Source organism: Flavobacterium sp. PS2 (assembly GCF_046250155.1).
Classification (GTDB): Bacteria; Bacteroidota; Bacteroidia; order Flavobacteriales; family Flavobacteriaceae; genus Flavobacterium.
Genome location: NZ_CP176426.1, coordinates 578,475 through 596,464, shown reverse-complemented (window position 1 = coordinate 596,464; position 17,990 = coordinate 578,475). Strand labels below are relative to the sequence as shown.

The 17,990-nt window shown below is 32.1% G+C and carries 14 protein-coding genes; 9 read left to right on the top strand and 5 right to left on the bottom strand.

The genetic code is table 11. From position 1 onward, the window contains the following. Positions 1–73 precede the first annotated feature (73 nt). Together ACJ6WR_RS02495 and thrA are read right to left on the bottom strand one after the other, a co-directional pair. On the bottom strand, positions 74–1,009 hold the full coding sequence (locus ACJ6WR_RS02495; RefSeq protein ID WP_409416963.1) for a homoserine kinase: 936 nt from the start codon (positions 1,007–1,009) through the stop codon (positions 74–76). 197 nt (positions 1,010–1,206) lie between these two features. Beyond that, positions 1,207–3,654, bottom strand: coding sequence for a bifunctional aspartate kinase/homoserine dehydrogenase I (gene thrA, locus ACJ6WR_RS02490; RefSeq protein ID WP_409416962.1), 2,448 nt, complete (start codon positions 3,652–3,654; stop codon positions 1,207–1,209). Positions 3,655–4,277: 623 nt separating this feature from the next. Here thrA and ACJ6WR_RS02485 point away from each other — a divergent pair. From ACJ6WR_RS02485 to ACJ6WR_RS02445, 9 genes are all read left to right on the top strand, one after another. Then, entirely contained in the window at positions 4,278–5,342 is a 1,065-nt protein-coding gene (locus tag ACJ6WR_RS02485) for a hypothetical protein (RefSeq protein WP_039116323.1), read from the top strand. Positions 5,343–5,639: 297 nt separating this feature from the next. Further along, the gene (locus ACJ6WR_RS02480; protein ID WP_409416961.1) at positions 5,640–6,716 is read left to right on the top strand and encodes a hypothetical protein; all 1,077 of its coding nucleotides are present in this window, start codon (positions 5,640–5,642) and stop codon (positions 6,714–6,716) included. A 270-nt stretch (positions 6,717–6,986) separates the two neighbouring features. Then, positions 6,987–8,054 carry a hypothetical protein gene (locus tag ACJ6WR_RS02475; protein WP_409416960.1) on the top strand — a complete coding sequence of 356 codons (1,068 nt, stop codon included), beginning with the start codon at positions 6,987–6,989 and terminating at the stop codon, positions 8,052–8,054. Between the two features lie 187 nt (positions 8,055–8,241). Further along, the gene (gene hutH / locus ACJ6WR_RS02470) at positions 8,242–9,756 is read left to right on the top strand and encodes a histidine ammonia-lyase (protein ID WP_086894542.1); all 1,515 of its coding nucleotides are present in this window, start codon (positions 8,242–8,244) and stop codon (positions 9,754–9,756) included. Between the two features lie 48 nt (positions 9,757–9,804). Continuing rightward, positions 9,805–10,449 (top strand): DUF47 domain-containing protein, encoded by a 645-nt coding sequence (locus tag ACJ6WR_RS02465; protein ID WP_035627329.1) that lies wholly within the window; start codon positions 9,805–9,807, stop codon positions 10,447–10,449. A 34-nt stretch (positions 10,450–10,483) separates the two neighbouring features. Then, the gene (locus tag ACJ6WR_RS02460; protein ID WP_039114616.1) at positions 10,484–11,824 is read left to right on the top strand and encodes an inorganic phosphate transporter; all 1,341 of its coding nucleotides are present in this window, start codon (positions 10,484–10,486) and stop codon (positions 11,822–11,824) included. A 326-nt stretch (positions 11,825–12,150) separates the two neighbouring features. Further along, complete coding sequence (locus ACJ6WR_RS02455) at positions 12,151–13,155, top strand: GlxA family transcriptional regulator (protein ID WP_409416959.1); 1,005 nt, start codon at positions 12,151–12,153, stop codon at positions 13,153–13,155. 51 nt (positions 13,156–13,206) lie between these two features. Then, positions 13,207–13,839, top strand: a complete 633-nt coding sequence (locus ACJ6WR_RS02450; RefSeq protein ID WP_409416958.1) for a DJ-1/PfpI family protein — start codon at positions 13,207–13,209, stop codon at positions 13,837–13,839. Positions 13,840–13,955: 116 nt separating this feature from the next. After that, positions 13,956–15,356 (top strand): SMI1/KNR4 family protein, encoded by a 1,401-nt coding sequence (locus tag ACJ6WR_RS02445; protein ID WP_409416957.1) that lies wholly within the window; start codon positions 13,956–13,958, stop codon positions 15,354–15,356. Positions 15,357–15,478: 122 nt separating this feature from the next. Here the strand turns inward: ACJ6WR_RS02445 and ACJ6WR_RS02440 are convergent, their stop codons facing one another. From ACJ6WR_RS02440 to rimK, 3 genes are all read right to left on the bottom strand, one after another. Beyond that, on the bottom strand, positions 15,479–15,874 hold the full coding sequence (locus ACJ6WR_RS02440; RefSeq protein WP_409416956.1) for a tautomerase family protein: 396 nt from the start codon (positions 15,872–15,874) through the stop codon (positions 15,479–15,481). Positions 15,875–15,968: 94 nt separating this feature from the next. Continuing rightward, positions 15,969–16,481, bottom strand: coding sequence for a DUF421 domain-containing protein (locus ACJ6WR_RS02435; protein WP_039114609.1), 513 nt, complete (start codon positions 16,479–16,481; stop codon positions 15,969–15,971). A gap of 92 nt (positions 16,482–16,573) precedes the next feature. Continuing rightward, positions 16,574–17,944 (bottom strand): 30S ribosomal protein S6--L-glutamate ligase, encoded by a 1,371-nt coding sequence (rimK, locus tag ACJ6WR_RS02430; protein WP_039114607.1) that lies wholly within the window; start codon positions 17,942–17,944, stop codon positions 16,574–16,576. Between the last annotated feature and the right edge of the window lie 46 nt (positions 17,945–17,990).

Here is a 17,990-nt window from a genome sequence, read left to right as displayed (position 1 = left end):
CTTTAGGCTAAAGGCTTTAAGCTTTTTTGCTAAATGTTTAATTATTTTTATGCTTCAAACGGTAGGCTTAAAGCTAAATTACGCGTACTCCATCGGGATTAATTTTCGAAACGTGAATTTCATATGGTAAATTCATCTCTTCGTAAACATCACTCATGGCTTTGGCTATTTTCTCGGCAGTTTCTTTTCCTCTGCTTAAAGCAAAAATAGAAGGACCCGAACCTGAGATTCCTGAGCCCAACGCACCATTTTCAAGAGCCGTTTGTTTGATTAAATCAAAACCAGGAATCAAGACACTTCGTAAAGGTTCTACAATTTCGTCATGAAGAGATCTTCCAATTAAATCGTAATCTTTAGTATATAAACCCGCGATTAAACCACCTACATTTCCCCATTGCATAATGGCACTTTTTAGGGAAACATTTTGTTTTAATACCGAACGTGCATCAGATGTTTTTAATTCGATTTGAGGATGAACCACTGTAGCGTATAATTCTTCTGGACTATCTATTTTTATAATATCCAGCGGATTGTAACTTCTAACCAAAGTGAATCCTCCCAAAAGGGCAGGAGCAACATTATCAGCATGAGCATTTCCGCTAGCTAATTTTTCGCCTTGCATCGCAAATTGTACCAATTCTTTTCTAGAAAAAGGACGACCTAATAACTCGTTTATACCAAATACAGCACCAGCAGAACTTGCGGCACTACTGCCGATTCCGCTTCCAGCTTTGATGTTTTTATAAATTTCAATTTCAAATCCGATAGTTATCGGATCAAAATCTCTTCGATATGCTTCAAGCATTGCTAATGCTGCAACTCCTGCTACATTTTTTTCTGTTTCTAAAGGTAAATCAGCACCAACAATTTTTGTGATACGAACACCTTTCTGATCTGATTTACGAACAATCATTTCATCGCCCGCAGTCTCTAAACATAGTCCGAGAACATCAAATCCACACGAGAGATTGGCAATTGTTGCCGGACAAAATAGTTTTATTTCTTTCATTTTTTTTTAAGTTTCTGAGGTTCTAAGTCGCTAAGTTTCTAAGCTTTTACTTTGCGTATAGGTCTCTTTATATCTTTTATTTAAAGTCTAAGAAGTAAATTTCTAATATTTTTCACTTAGTATCTCAGTCACTTAACAACTTAGAACCTTTTAAAAAACTCAGAACCTTAGCGTCTTAGTATCTTAGCATCTTAAAATTAATTATTTCCTATTCTAATTACATCTGCAAAAATTCCCGAAGCTGTAACTGCAGCACCAGCACCAGCACCTTTTATAAGTAGCGGCTGATCTACATAACGATCGGTGTAAAATAATACAATATTATCTTTTCCTTCCAGATTATAGAACGGATGGTCTTTTGGGATAAATTGCAATCCTACGCTTGCTTTTCCGTTTTCGAATTGAGCTACATATTTTAACCTTGAATCTTTACTTAAAGCTTCATCATAAATAGATTCAAAATGTGCTGAATGTTTCTTTAATGATTCAAAGAAAGCTTCATTTGTAGTTGTAGCAAGAGATTCTGCAGGCATGAAAGATTCATTTGCAATAGCATCGATATCCATTTCATAACCACTTTCTCTAATTAAGATTAAAATTTTTCTGGCAACATCAATTCCGCTTAAGTCAATTTTAGGGTCAGGCTCAGTAAATCCTTGTACTCCGGCTTCTTTTACTACATCGAGGAACGAATTGTCTTTATCAAAATTATTAAAGATAAAATTCAAACTTCCAGATAAAACAGCCTGAATTTTATGTACTTTATCACCCGATGCAATTAAGTTTTTTACTGTATCTATAATTGGTAATCCTGCGCCAACATTGGTTTCGAATAAAAACGGAGCGTTAAACTGGCGTGATAAATTTTTTAGTTTTTTATAATTAGCATATTCAGATGAACAAGCAATTTTATTACAAGTTACTACTGCAATACTTTGTTTTAAGAACTCTTCGTAAGTTTCAGAAACAGTTGCATTTGCTGTGATATCAACAAAAATACTATTACGTAAATTCAGTTCTTTTGCACGTTCTATAAAAGTATCTTTATTGGCAGTTTTTCCATTTTCAAGAGCTGATTGCCATTCTTTAAGTGAAATGCCATCTTCGTCGAAAATCATTTTTCTCGAATTGGATAAAGCAATAACACGAACATTTATCTTTAGGTTTTCTTTCAAGAACTTTCTTTGGTTGTGAATTTGCTCAATGAATTTTTCTCCCACGTTTCCAACTCCCATTACAAATAAGTTGAGTTGTTTAGTATTCTCTTCAAAAAAGTTTTCGTGCAAAGTATTCAATGCCTTTTTTACATCACGCTCATTAATTACAACCGAGATATTTCTTTCGGATGCACCTTGTGCGATAGCGCGAATATTCACGTTATTTTTACCCAGAGTGCTAAACATTCTTCCGCTTAAACCTTGGTGGTTTTTCATGTTTTCACCAACCAATGCAATGATGCAAAGGTTTTTCTCAACAATACAAGGATCCACTTTATTTTGAGTAATTTCTACTTCAAAAGCACCATTAATTGCTTGTTCAGCATTTTCGGCATCGGCATTTAAAATACCGATACAAATAGAATGTTCAGATGATGCCTGAGTAATAAAAATGACATTGATACTTTCGTTAGACAAAACTTCAAAAAGACGTTTTGAAGAACCCGAAACACCAATCATACCTGAACCTTCAAGCGTTATTAGCGAAATGTTATCGATATGACTAATTCCTTTTACAATGGTATCTTTTGATGAAACCTGATTCGATATATAAGTTCCTTCCGATTCTGGTTCAAAAGTATTCTTGATTACAATAGGAATGTTTTTTCTTAAAACGGGTTGGATTGTAGGCGGATATAACACCTTGGCACCAAAATGCGATAATTCCATCGCTTCCTGATAAGAAATAGTTGCAATAGGGTGTGCTTGTTTTACAATTTTAGGATTGGCAGTGTACATTCCATTTACGTCAGTCCATATTTCCAGTCCTTTAGCATTCAGTGCGCCTGCCAGAATTGCAGCAGTATAATCAGACCCGCCACGACCTAATGTTGTAATGATTCCATCTAGTGACGAAGCTATAAAACCAGGCATGATAACAACTTGAGATTCATTTGTAGAAAAGTAATCACGAATTAATTGATTTGTAACTTCAAAGTTTACAGCGGCTTTTCCAAAATGGTTATTGGTTTTTATAAGTTCGCGGCTGTCTTTGTAACCGCTATTTTTATTAGTTTGTTTTAAAGCTTCGGCAATAATATAAGACGAAAGCAATTCTCCAAAACTTAAGATAGTATCAGATGTTCTATTGGATAATTCTCCTAATAAGAAACATCCGTCAAGTAAAGTTTCAAGATGGTTTATAATTCTTTTTACGTGGCTTAATAAGCTACTTTGTTCGCTAACAGGAATTAGAGCTTTTAACGTATCTAAATGCTTTTTCTCTATTTCTGCAACTATATCTTTAAAACTTTCGTCATTAGAAGCTGCTTTTGTAGCAGCAGCCTGAAGTAAATCGGTTACTTTACTTAAAGCTGAAACAACAACTACTAATTGATCTTGTTCTGATTTTTGGTTTACAATTTCTAAAACTCTTTTTATATTTTCGGCATTGGCGACCGAAGTTCCACCAAATTTTAATATTCTCATTTTGTGTTTTTTATTTTATAAATACAAGTGTTTATACGTATTCAATGCTTTTCTTCTTTCAAGAAAAAAAGTATGGATAACCGGATTATATGTAAAAATGTATACCCCTAAGGGGTAGTAGTAATTGTAGAAGTTGTTGTAGCAGTAATTGCAACCCAGTTTTGAGTTGTTATCGAAGAGTGATATTTTATACTTTTATCTTTCATTTTTGATTTTTCAAATGTACAGGTTTTTCTAAAGAGCAAAAAATCAAATTGAGTTTTTGCGAATATTTTAATAATCAGGAGGGTAAAATTGCAATACTGACTATTTGTTAAAATTTAAAGCTTCAAAATAGGGTATTCATATATTTATCTCAGATTAAGAGGGGTGTTTTCTTTTGTCTGAGCAACAATATGAGTTTAAATCGCTTACAAATCGAACTTCAATAGTTAAATACAGATATGTAGTATAATTTCATTTTTTAATATTTGCTGTCTTATTATTTGGCTTTATACTTCTGAAAATAGACGTATTTAATTTCAAGGAAAATTATTATCAATTGTTTTAATTTTAACATGTTTAATCTTATTATATGTGTTTGTTTTGACTATTTTAGCCTAAATAATTTAAAAAAAAGAAAAATGAAGAAAAAAATTACTCTGTTATTTATATCTTTTTTCATACTTGCATCTTGTAGTAATGATGAAGATAGTTCGATCATTCCAGTTGCTCCAGTAGCTCCTACTGCTATTCATGCAGTATTAAATGAAGGTAGTGTAGATATTACCTGGACTGGTGTAGAAGGTGCTGGTATTACATATAATGTTTACAGAAACGCAGTAAAAATTAATACAGCTTCGCTTAAGGAAGCAAAATTTACTGATGTTCTTAAAAATACAGGTTCTTTTGTATATACTGTTACGGCTAATTTAGATGGTGCGGAGAGTACAAAAGGAGTGGTTTCTGAAAAAGTAATATTAGAACTTCCTAAAACAAAAACTATGCAATCAATTGATATATATTATGACACGAAATATGAATATGCATATACTTATGACACATCTAATATTACTAAATTAGTGAGTCAAACTAGTAAAGTAACGGATGTAGATTTAACAACAAAAAAGGTAACTGTAACGAATACAGTAATTAAGTTTACCTATACCGGAAATTTAATTACAAAAATAAGCTACTATAGTGTTGATGATATTCCTAGGTCCTTTGTTGAGTATGTGTATAATGCGCAAAAGAAAATGATAGGTAGGATAGTAAAAAGATCGGATGGAAGTATTAATTATACTGTTACTTATAAATACAATGAGGATGGAACAATTACTGAAACAAATGACGCACGTGATTCGGGTGTAGGGATATATACTTTTGGAAAAGGGAATTTGGTAAAATATAGTATTACAACTCCAATGCGTGAAGATGAATATCTTGCGGTAAGTAATTATGTATTTGATACAAAGAATGAACCTACTTTAAATATTTTAGGAATTAATTTTTTTGTAAATAATAGTAAAAATAATGAGATTAGCTCCTCAACTGTTATTACTCTTAATGGAGAACTTTCGAGTACGAAATCGTCTAAAAGTGATAATACGTATAATGAAAATGGTTATGTTTTAACAACAATGAAAACTCTTAAGGTATCTTCTGGTGAAACATTACAAACTGAAAAAACAGTTATTACTTATTATTAATTTATGAAGTTTTTTAGCTTACCTAAAATTATAACAAAAGCAACCCATTTAGAGTTGCTTTTGTTGTTTTGGCACGTTCCTTTATTTACTATTAAGATTAAATAATCCTAAATAAACATTACTTTTTAATATTTGGCATTATAAACGGTCAAATTATAGTGGTTTATATTTTTGAGAATTGATATAATTTTATAATTAATCCTAAAAAAAAGATTATTATTCATTTAATTATGTGTTTAACATGTAGAACCTTTGGTTATTTTAGCTATTTTCGCCGAAATAATTATAAAAATAAAAATGAAGAAAAAAATTACTCTGTTATTTATATCTTTTTTCATACTTGCATCTTGTAGTAGTGATGAAGATAGTTCAGCTACTCCAGTAGCTCCTATGGCTCCTGTGACTATAAAAGCAGCATTAAATGGGGGTGGAGTAGATGTAAGCTGGTCTGTTGTGGGAGGTACTGGTATTACGTACAATGTTTACAGAAACGATAATCCTGTAAAAATTAATGCCGCCCCACTTACAGAAACAAAATTTAAAGATGTACTTACATCTACTGGTTCTTTTACATATACTGTTACTGCTAATTCAGGAGGTATGGAAAGTGCAAAAGGAATAGTTTCTGAAAAAGTAATATTAGAACTTCCTAAAACAAGAACTGTAGAATCAATTAGTACTAGAGAAAACACAAAATCTGAATATACGTATACTTATGATGCGACCAATATTACTAAAATAATAAGTCAAACGATCAAAAGTACTACGACTAGATTAAGTGATCAAACCGTAACTGTATATGATGTAATAGCAAAGTATACGTATAACGATGATTTAATCACAAAAGTGACCTACTATAATGTTGATAATACTGTTAAGTCATCTTATGAATATGTATATAATACAAAAAGAGATTTGACATCTATGATAAGAAAGGGATTTGATGGAACTATTGATTATACAATTAATTATGCTTACGGTACGGATGGTTTAATCACCGAGACGAGCGATTACCCTGATTGGGGCACCTGGGTTTATACTTATGAAAAAGGTAATATGATTAAATATGTTCATTCAACTTCATACGTTGATATGACTAACTATGTTGAAACATCAGATTTTGTTTATGACACAAAAAATATGTCTACAAAAAATATTTTAGGATTTAATACTACTCTTATAGGTGTTAATAGTGCTAATAATGAAGCTAGCTCTTCGGTTATTGTAACTGAAGATGGAAATGTAGTCAATACCAGATTATCGAGAAGTGAATATACCTATAATGAAAATGGTTATGTTTTAACAAAAATGAGATTTCATGGAAAACCTTCACCAACAGTGCTAAATGAAAAAACAGCTATAACTTATTATTAGTTTAAGAAGTTTTCAATTACTTAAAATTATAACAAAAGCAACTCTAAATGGGTTGCTTTTGTTATTTAGGCTCGTTCCTCTATAAACATTGCTTTTTAATATTTGGCATTATAAATGGTCAAATTACTAGGGGGTATATTTCAGGAGATAGATACATTTAGTTTTAAGGAAAAATATTATTAATGATTTATGTTTTTAATATGTGAAATATTTGATTGTTTGCGTTGTTTTTAACTATTTTAGCCGAAATAATTAAAAAAAAATACAAAAATGAAGAGAAAAATTACTCTGTTATTTATATCTTTTTTCATACTTGCATCTTGTAGTAGTGATGAAGATAGTTCAGCTACTCCAGTAGCTCCAGTGACTCCTCTGACTATAAAAGCAGCATTAAATGGGAGTGGAGTAGATGTAAGCTGGTCTGTTGTGGGAGGTACTGGTATTACGTACAATGTTTACAGAAACGATAATCCTGTAAAAATTAATGCCGCCCCACTTACAGAAGCAAAATTTAAAGATGTACTTACATCTACTGGTTCTTTTACATATACTGTTACTGCTAATTCAGGAGGTATGGAAAGTGCAAAAGGGGTAGTTTCTGAAAAAGTAATATTAGAACTTCCTAAAACAAGAACTGTAGAATCAATTAGTAATGTAGATAATACAAAAACGGAATATACATTTACTTATGATGCGACCAATATTACAAAATTAGTTAGTATAACGATTAAATGGACTATGATAAAATTAAGTGATCAAACAGTAACTGAAGGAAATAGTACAATTATGTACACTTATAATGGAGATTTAATTACTAAAGTAAATAACTATAAAGCTGCTACACCTTCTACAGAATATGTATATAATGAAAGGAATAAAGAAACAGCTATGATACGTACAAAATCAGATGGAAGTATCGATTATACAGTGAATTTTGCACATAATGATGATGGTACAATTACTGAGACGAGTGATTTACCTGATTGGGGTACTTGGGTTTATGCTTATGAAAAAAGAAATACAGTAAAATATACTTATTCAGCTTTGAAATATGGTTCTACTAATTATGTTGAAACATGTAATTCTATTTTTGATACAAAGAATTCTTATTCAAAAAACATTCTAGGATTTAATAACCTTATTACAGAAGGGGGAGGAGTTAATAATCAAATTAGCTCATCAATTATTGGAACCAATGATGGGAGGGTAGTTACTACCAGATCATATAAAAGTGAATATACTTATAATGAAAATGGATATATTTTAACAAAAATGAAATACATTATGACACTTTCAGCACCAGTACTAACTGAAAAAACAGTTATTACTTACTATTAATTTAAGAGATTTTTAAAGTTTATATAAATTACAATAAAAGCAACTTATTTAGAGTTGCTTTTGTCGTTTTTAGTACTGCTTTTTGTCTTTCTAATTTTTTATTTGAGAAGAAGTATTAAATAATCCTCAATAAACATTGCTTTTTAATATTGATTTGCTGAATTTTGACATTCAAATACAATATAAAATGAGCAACATTCATTATATCAGTACGGAGCTACTGAATTTAGAGCAATTACAAGAGATAATCGTAGAGCAAAAAACATTAGAACTATCTGATGAAGCTAAAATCAATGTTCAAAAATGCAGAGATTATTTAGATAAAAAAATGGCTTCACATTCTGAGCCTATTTATGGTATCAATACAGGATTTGGATCACTTTGTAATGTGAAGATATCTAATGAAAATTTATCTAAACTTCAAGAAAACCTTGTAAAATCTCATGCTTGTGGAACAGGCGAGGAGGTGCCACAAGAAATTGTAAAATTAATGTTATTGCTTAAGATACAATCATTAAGCTACGGACATTCGGCTATACAATTACAAACATTAGAACGCTTAGTTTCTTTCTACAACAATGATATTTTACCAGTTGTTTATACGCAAGGATCACTTGGAGCATCTGGAGATTTAGCTCCATTAGCACATTTATCATTGCCGTTGTTAGGTGAAGGTGAAGTATATTTTGAAGGGAAGAAGGTACACTCAAGTGAAGTTTTAAAACACTTTAACTGGGAGCCAATAGTATTAAAATCTAAAGAAGGATTAGCATTATTAAACGGTACACAGTTTATGAGTGCTTACGGAGCTCATATTTTAATGAAAGCTTATAAGTTCTCTTATCTAGCCGATTTAATTGGAACAATTTCTTTGGAAGGTTTCGACGGAAGAATCGAACCGTTTCATGAATTGATTCATTTTATCCGCCCTCATAAAGGACAAATTGTTACCGCACAACGTGTCAAGGAATTTTTAGAAGGAAGCGAAATCATATCTCAGGTAAAAACGCATGTTCAGGATCCATATTCGTTCCGTTGTATTCCGCAAGTTCATGGAGCTTCAAAAGATGCGATTGATTATGTGAGAAAGGTTTTTAAAACAGAGATAAATTCGGTTACTGACAATCCTAACATATTTGTAGAAAGCGATGAGATTATTTCTGGAGGAAATTTCCACGGGCAACCTTTGGCTTTGGCTTTAGATTTTATGGCAATTGCCTTGGCAGAATTAGGAAGTATTTCTGAAAGAAGAACGTATCAATTAATTTCGGGATTACGTAATCTTCCTGCATTTTTGGTAGATAATCCAGGATTAAATTCAGGATTAATGATTCCGCAATATACAGCAGCAAGTATTGCTAGTCAGAACAAGCAATTAGCAACACCATCTAGTGTAGATAGTATAGTTTCTAGCAACGGACAAGAGGATCACGTGAGCATGGGTGCAAATGGTGCTACAAAAGCATTGCGTGTTATGGACAATTTGGAGCGTATTCTTGCTATTGAATTATTAAATGCTTCGCAAGCAATTGCTTATAGAAATCCGTTGAAATCAAGCGACTTTATCGAGATGTTTTTAAGCAGCTATCGCGAAGTTGTACCGTTGGTTACTGAGGATAGAATCCTACATTATGATATCGAAAAGACAATTTCATTTTTGAATAGTTTCCAAATTGAAAATGATTTGTTAACAATGGCTTAACATAGCGAAAGAATAATGAAGTAATTTTGCAGTATTAAAAATATAAAAATGTCAATAAACAGTATTTTCCAATTTTTAGTGCCGAAAGACAAGAAATTCTTTCCACTTTTTGAAGAAGCATCAAGCAATTTAATTGAGTTAGCTTCTAACTTACACGAAGCAGTAAATCTTCCTTTGAAAGAAAGAGAAGTACTTTTTCAAAAGATTGATGAATTGGAACAAAAAGGCGAGGATATTACTCGTCAGACAAATCTAGAATTAAGCAGAAACTTCATTACTCCATTTGATAGAGAAGATATTCATACTTTGATTACTTCTATTGATAACGTAGCCGATTATTTACATGGTGCTGCAAGCAGAATGAAGTTGTATCAGGTTGATAAGATTACAAAATCTATCAGAAAAATGACTGAAATCAATCTTGAAGCATGTCAGAATATTGATAGTGCAGTAAAAGAATTGAGAAATTTAAAGAATTTCAAAGTCATTAAAGATGCGTGTGCCAGAATTAATAAACTGGAAAACAAGTCGGATAATGTTTATAACAAAGCAGTTTTTGAAATTTTTGAAAACGAAACAGACGCTAAAAATATTATTAAATATAAAGAAGTGTTATCTGTTTTAGAATCTGCAACAGATAAATGTAAGAGTGTTGCAAACATACTAGAATCTATTTCTGTAAAACATTCTTAAATTCAATTTATTTCAATTCTGAAGTTATAATTTTATGACGCTACTTATAATTATTATAGTATTAGCTTTAATCTTTGATTACATCAATGGTTTTCATGATGCGGCAAATGCTATAGCTACAGTTGTTGCTACAAAGGTATTAACGCCTTTTCAAGCCGTTCTTTGGGCAGCATTTTTTAACTTTTTGGCTTATTGGGTTTTCGGTTTTGGTGTAGCAGATACTGTTGCTAAAACGGCAAACACCATGGAAATCAATCTAGTTGTGATTTTGGCAGGGGTTATCGCTGCTATTTGTTGGAACTTATTAACTTGGTGGTTAGGAATTCCTTCAAGTTCATCTCATACCTTAATTGGAGGTTTTGCTGGTGCTGCAATTGCTCATGCAATCGCTGTACATGGTTTCTCTGGTTATGTAGGAGAAGATGGTACTACACAATATTGGTATCAAATTGTAAGCTGGTACAAAGCAGGAAAAGACGGAGGGATGCCCTCGGGAGTTCTCGTCATAGTTGCTTTTATCGTTTTAGCACCGTTGTTAGGAGCATTGGCTTCTTATTTAATTTCTATTTGGTTATTGAACTCTTCTAAAAAAAGTATTTTACCAAAGTTATTCACGATTGCTTTAATGATTTTTACAGCTGTTTTTATCTATTACCAAATGATTCCTTATGAAACAATCATAAAGGATGGAGGAAAACCTCGTTTTGCGTCTTCAGAATTTTGGAGCGTTGTATTAGAGGCACATAATATAAAATGGTTTTTGGTAGGATTTATTATCTATTCAATTTCAGCATTTGCTTTGATATTTAGTAGTTTAAATCTTCATCAGGCAGATGGAGCACTGAAAAAAATGCAATTACTATCTTCGGCTGCTTTTAGTTTAGGTCACGGTGGTAACGATTCTCAAAAAGTAATGGGTATTATTGCAGCAGCAGTTGCGGTTTATATTCATACAAATCCAGGTGTACATATGGATGCTTGGTTAGATGTGGTACTTCCGTCAGATGATGGAGCATTCAAGATGCCATCTTGGATTCCTTTAGCTTGTTACTCTGCAATTGCAGCAGGAACATTAAGTGGTGGTTGGAAAATTGTAAAAACAATGGGTTCTAAAATCACTAAAGTAACTTCATTTGAAGGTGTAGCTGCAGAAACTGCAGGAGCATTAACATTATACTTTACAGAGCATTTTAAAGTACCAGTAAGTACAACACATACTATTACAGGATCAATCATCGGGGTTGGATTAACAAAACGTGTATCTGCCGTTCGTTGGGGTGTAACAGTAAGTTTATTATGGGCTTGGGTATTAACGATTCCTGTTTCGGCACTTTTAGCTGCGATAGTGTATTATATACTTAGTATTTTTATATAATAGAAAAAAAGTATTTGTGAAATGTGAGATTCAAAATCGCATTTTAAACCTATAAAAAAAAGCTAGTTTCTTTATTGAGACTAGCTTTTTTGTTTGTTGAATGTATTTTACTGCCTAAATTTTATTTTCTATTATTTAATATGTTGATTTAAAAAGATTAATCTTTCTGAAGCTTTAATAATGTAAAAGACAATTTAATGGTTATTGTCTTGTTTTTTAAAAACTAGTTTTTTTTTAGAAGTTTTCATTCGTGTTAATTGCAAGGATGGCATAAATTAAGGTAAAAATGGCATTTACGCCAAATCTGAAGTTTATACCTTTGAATTATGGAAAAAAAACTGATAGTTATTGTTGCAATACCCGATATGCTTATTCTGGATCTTGCAGGTCCTATGGATGCATTTCGCCTTGCAAAACATCTGATTGAAGAACAGGATAGGCAAATTAAATCTTTTAATTATGATGTTGTAATTGCATCACCTACGGACGAATTATATTTAGGTAATTTTAATGGTTTAAACTTTAGTTGTGATAAGAAAGTTGTTGACATTGTTGAGCCAATTGATACCCTTATTATTAGTGGATTTTCCTTTAAAACTCCACCACAGGATTATCTGATTTTTCAGGAATGGTTACAGAAAAATGCATACAAAATCCGTCGTGTTTGTTCCGTTTGTGTGGGAGCATTTTTATTAGCAGGATCAGGATTGCTGAATGGTAAACATGCAACTACACACTGGATGTATTGCGACTTACTAAAAAAGAAGTATCCCTTAATTCAGGTAGAATCGAAACCTATTTATATACAACAAAATTCAATATATACAGCTGCGGGTGCATCAACTGGTATTGATTTGTGTTTGGCTTTAATTGAAGAAGATTGTGGAAAGGAAATAAGTCTTTCTATAGCAAAAATATTAGTTATGTATTTACAAAGACATGGTAATCAGAGTCAGTATAGTAACTTTCTCTTACAGCCTGTGGTAGATAGTATGATTATTAAAAAACTTCATTTCTGGATATTAGAAAATTTAAATAAGCCGATAACTGTTCAAAATTTGGCTGAAAAAGCAGCTATGAGTCTGCGTAATTTTAATAGAGTCTTTACTGCCGAAACGGGAATTACTCCTGCTAAATACGTAGAAAAAGTACGATTAGAAACGGCGAAAAAATATTTAGAAGAAACAGATCATGAACTAAAAAATATAGCGCATCTAGTAGGATTTGTATCAATAGATACTATGAGAGGAGTATTTATGAAACATTATCAGATTTCTCCCGCTGTTTATCGTATACAGTTTCAGAAATCAGACTTTAATCTGCTATTATAAAACCGTAGCGTTAAAAATGTAGAATAATAATTAAAATTAAAATCATTTAAAATGGAATCAAAAAAATTTCCACAATTCAACGAAAAAAAAACAATAAAAGTTGCGTTTCTAGTATTTGATCAAGTTGAAGCACTTGATCTGAATGGTCCTATAGATGTATTTGCCAAAGCTAATTTTTTTGGTAACAGATTTGAGCTCTATAGTGTTTCCCCAAATGAAAATTTGGTGTATTCTGAAGGTAATATCCTTCAAATCAAAGCTACTTATAATTTTTCTAATGCTCCACAGGCAGACATTATAGTGATTCCCGGAGCAGAACCATCTTTAGCAAAGCAGATTGGGGATAGTAATATTGAGATTGCCGAATGGATTAAAAGTCAACATAAGGCGGCTGCATTGATATTCTCAGTTTGTACAGGCTCCGTGATTCTTGCTGCAACTGGAATATTGGATAATAAAAAAGCAACTACTCATTTTGGAGCAATGCAGTATTTAAAGATGCATGAAAGTATTGAGATTGTTGAAAATGTACGATATGTCTTAGATGATGAAGTACTCACCACTGCAGGAATCACTTCGGGTTTAGACGGAACATTATATGTAATTGAAGAAATATTGGGTAAGGAAATTGCTGATAATGTTTCGAAAATACTGGTTTACAATCGCGATGCGGTTTATGAATAATTAAATTTAAATTTATTAAATGAAAGCTACAGGAGTAAAAAATCTTGTAGCTTTTTTGTTTGTTGAAATAATTTGTGCAAAAACTAAAATAGAGTACATTTATTCTATTCTAAAAATTGAACGAAGGAATAAAGATTAAAATGGAAGAATCGAATAGTAAGTTCATAGCTGAACAAATAGAAAGGATTAAAAGTAAGTTAGTTGAAGCTAAACAGATAGATAAAGACTTAAAAGTATTTGGCGCTTCGAGCCATAAATATGCTTTGGGAGAAGTTGTAAGTAAAGAAGATATATTAAAATTTGAAACCGAATACAATGTAGAGCTTCCTAATTGTTATAAAGCATTTTTAATGAATATTGGTAATGGGGGAGAATCATTCTCGTCTTCGGCTGCAGGCCCTTTTTACGGAATATACCCACTAGGAAAGAATGTAAATGACTTAATCTATGAAAACACTAAGGAGTATTTAAAAGGAGATTGTATTCTGTATCCTAAAATGTCAGATGAGTATTGGGACGATTTAATCGAAAAAATAGAAGAAGATGCCATTTCAGATGACGATTATGAAAAGGAACTAGGCAAGATATATGGCGGAATATTGCCTATTGGTGAGCAAGGTTGTTCTTGTTATCATGCAATTGTTTTAAATGGAGAATTTAAAGGAAGAGTTGTAAATATTAATAGTGAAAGATATAATCCTCAGTTTACTTTCGAATTAAATTTCCTGGATTGGTATGAAAGATGGCTTGACGAAGTAATTTCGGGTGATTTAATGCAGGATAATGCAGGATGGTTTGGGTATAGAATAGGAGGTTCTTTACAAGATATTCTAAAAATGTACTTTTTGACTAATGATGATGAGGTGAAGAGCGATTGTTTGACAGGAATTTTAATCAAGCAAAAGCTAGATGCTGAGACATTAGATATAATCGAAGAAGAATATAAAATAAGCAAGGGCGAAAATCAAAAAGAGCTACTTCAGATACTCGCAAAATTTGATTATGAACGTGCGTATCCTTATTTAGTTGATTTTACTGATGTGAGCTTATTGCATGTTTTTCAATTTGTATTTTGGTATGCAAAAGATAAAAGTTCAGATTGGCTAGGAGTAATTGAGGCGAATATGGAAATGATAAAAGACGACGAAACTTTTAGTTTTTGTGCGTATTTATTAAAAGAAATGAATATCGATTATAGCTATCTTATAGTTCCTTTTACTGAAAGTGATAATGAGAGTATAAAAGTTACTACATATTATATGCTTGGACAATTAAGCAATAAAGAAAATTATATTGATGCTTTTATTGTTGGGTTAAATGATGAATCAAACAGGGTTGTTCATACGGCTTTGCAAGCTTTAAATGTTGTAGAAGACAAGAAACTTTTAAAGCATTATAAAAGTATCGCAGAAAGATTTCCTGTAGAGCAAGATTATATTTTGGTAAATCTAAACCACAGACTTAAGCCGTTCGGGCTATCCAATATTACAATTAAAGATTTGGTTCTAGACACTTAAAGTAATTTTAATTCTATAAAAAAGAGGATAATTTTCAATGAAATTATCCTCTTTTTTATGATTCATGTTTCCCTGCAAAGTCTTTTTTTGACCTTGTAGGTGTTTAAATGATTATTTCTATTTTAAACTTCAACTTTAAATCCTAAATCAACATCATATGCCGATTGTCCTCCCTGAACACCCCAACTTTCTTTCTGACTATCTCTAACAACAATTAAAACATGGTCTTTTGGGATGCCTAATTCAGATAAGTTTTTAGTCATTTCACTGAATAGGTTTCTTTTCGCATCAATAGAACGTCCCGAAAAGGCATCAACACTTATTAAAGTGTATAATTCAGGTTGAGTTTTAGTTGGTGAAACTGCAAATCTATGTGGCGGATGAACTAAAAGTCTGACGGTTTTATCTTCAGGTGGGATCTGGAAAGCTGTTACCATTGCAGAATGAACTGCATCGATAATTCTAGTACCTTCTTCTTCGTTATAGTCTTTTCTAACTTCTATTAAAATTGCCGGCATAATATTTTTGTGTTTGAGCTACTTGGTTTTAGTTGTTTTGACTGATGTTGATCCTTTTGACTTTATGACTTTTAAACTTTCGACTTACTTTTAACTACTTCTGAAAGTTTTTGTGATTGTGTTTTCGCTTGTATATTGTCTGCTTTAAATGATTTGTACTTTTTGAGATAATGCTTATTGTACCATCTATTTCTAGCATGGCTAATTTTACCTCTTTATAGTGTTCTACACCATGTTCCCGCATAGCTTCTTCAATTTCATCCGAAGATATATTTAATTTACTTAGCGATTTAAAATCGATATGTCCATTATGAATAAGAACTTCAGGTTTTTCTAGCAAAAGATTATGTAGTCCTTTGTATTTGTAGGTAAGTTTTTTTAGAATATAATTAATGATAAATAATACGGCTGCTGCGGCAATTCCTCCTAAAAGGCTTGTGTCGCTACCAACCATTGCGTTCTGGACAGCATTACTAATTAATAATATCAGGATTACATCGGCAGTATTGAGCTGAGATAATTCCTTTTTTCCAAAAACACGTAATGCGATTACCATAAAAAAGTAAACCGAAGCACTGCGGATGACAATATCGAGATATGGATTCATTTTTTTAGTATTCGGTTTTTTAGTAACAGTGTTTAGTAACAGTATTCAGTTGCAGTAACTGAGACTGTAAACTGCAACTGTTTACTAAAAATTTATCTAAGTTTAAAATTCTTTTCGATAGCTTTTATCATTTCACTGGCAACATCTTTATTAGTAGCTCCTTCAATTCCTTCTAAACCAGGAGAAGAGTTTACTTCTAGTAATAAAGGTCCTTTTGATGAACGTATAATATCTACACCAGCAACTTTTAAATCCATTGCTTTGGCAGCTTTTATAGCGATTCTTTTTTCTTCGCTAGTTATTTTTAATATCGATGCGGTTCCGCCTAAGTGAATATTTGCTCTAAATTCACCAGGCATAGCTTCACGCTGAATTGCAGCAACAACTTTTCCGTCGATTACAAAACAGCGTATATCTTTACCGTTTGCTTCTTTAATGAACTCTTGTACCAGAATATTAGCATTTAGGCTTTTAAAGGCATTTATAACACTTTCTGCAGCTTTTTTTGTTTCAGCTAATACAACACCTTTACCTTGAGTTCCTTCTAATAGTTTTACGATTAAAGGAGAGCCTCCAACCATTTTTATCAAATCGTCGGTATCTAAAGGAGAATTTGCAAAACCAGTTGTCGGAATATCAATTCCGCTATGCAATAATAATTGTAAAGAATATAGTTTATCGCGTGATTGGGTTATTGCTGAAGCAGAGTTTAAGCAAAAAACCTTCATGGCTTCAAACTGGCGTGTTAATGCACAGCCATAAAAAGTTATGCTTGGGCGAATACGCGGAATAATAGCATCAAATTCATTTAGAATTTTTCCGCCACGATAATGAATTTCGGGTGTTTTGGCATCGAGTTTCATGTAGCATTCTTTGATGTTCAAAAACTGCATATCATGACCTCGCATTTCGCCAGCTTCCATGATTCTTTTGTTGCTATATAATTCAGGATTACTGGCTAAAAGACCAATTCGTAAACCAGAACTTGCTTTTTCAGAATTTTGATATAATTCTTTTAGTGTATCAGATGACGGTTGCCCTAAAAGATATTTTTCCTCAGGATCAACAAGTACTCTGCCACTCATTGCTTCTCGACCTAAAAGCATTCTGAAACCCATCGAATCTCGATTGGTCAAAGTCATTTCTATAGGCCATTTGGTATCACCAATTTTTAGGCTGGTTTGTATAACATAGCGTTGCTCTCTAAAACCGCTAGAGCTTTTTACAACCCTTTTGTCTACTAGGGGAGCTTCGCAATGTATTATGGTTTTTGTATTGTTTTGTATCGGATTAATATCAAATTTAACCCAATTTGCATCATTTTTTATAAAAGGAGCTATGTTAATGGCATGCATCGCCGAGGTTTTTGCACCCGAATCTACACGTGCTTTAATTGTAGGGATTCCCAATTCAGGAAATGAGCACCATTCTTCGCTACCTAAGATGACTTTATTTTGAAGCATAATTTGATTTGTTTTACTTAATCAAAAGTAAATATTTGTTTTTAAT

Excerpts from the sequence above, each read along its gene's own strand:
- ACJ6WR_RS02440 (WP_409416956.1), bottom strand. The coding sequence starts at position 15,874 with ATGCCGGCAATTTTAATAGAAGTTAGAAAAGACTATAACGAAGAAGAA.
- ACJ6WR_RS02485 (WP_039116323.1), top strand. The coding sequence starts at position 4,278 with ATGAAGAAAAAAATTACTCTGTTATTTATATCTTTTTTCATACTTGCA.
- ACJ6WR_RS02480 (WP_409416961.1), top strand. The coding sequence starts at position 5,640 with ATGAAGAAAAAAATTACTCTGTTATTTATATCTTTTTTCATACTTGCA.
- rimK (WP_039114607.1), bottom strand. The coding sequence starts at position 17,944 with ATGCTTCAAAATAAAGTCATCTTAGGTAGCGAAGAATGGTGCTCATTT.
- ACJ6WR_RS02455 (WP_409416959.1), top strand. The coding sequence starts at position 12,151 with ATGGAAAAAAAACTGATAGTTATTGTTGCAATACCCGATATGCTTATT.
- thrA (WP_409416962.1), bottom strand. The coding sequence starts at position 3,654 with ATGAGAATATTAAAATTTGGTGGAACTTCGGTCGCCAATGCCGAAAAT.
- ACJ6WR_RS02450 (WP_409416958.1), top strand. The coding sequence starts at position 13,207 with ATGGAATCAAAAAAATTTCCACAATTCAACGAAAAAAAAACAATAAAA.
- ACJ6WR_RS02495 (WP_409416963.1), bottom strand. The coding sequence starts at position 1,009 with ATGAAAGAAATAAAACTATTTTGTCCGGCAACAATTGCCAATCTCTCG.
- ACJ6WR_RS02475 (WP_409416960.1), top strand. The coding sequence starts at position 6,987 with ATGAAGAGAAAAATTACTCTGTTATTTATATCTTTTTTCATACTTGCA.
- hutH (WP_086894542.1), top strand. The coding sequence starts at position 8,242 with ATGAGCAACATTCATTATATCAGTACGGAGCTACTGAATTTAGAGCAA.
- ACJ6WR_RS02435 (WP_039114609.1), bottom strand. The coding sequence starts at position 16,481 with ATGAATCCATATCTCGATATTGTCATCCGCAGTGCTTCGGTTTACTTT.
- ACJ6WR_RS02465 (WP_035627329.1), top strand. The coding sequence starts at position 9,805 with ATGTCAATAAACAGTATTTTCCAATTTTTAGTGCCGAAAGACAAGAAA.
- ACJ6WR_RS02460 (WP_039114616.1), top strand. The coding sequence starts at position 10,484 with ATGACGCTACTTATAATTATTATAGTATTAGCTTTAATCTTTGATTAC.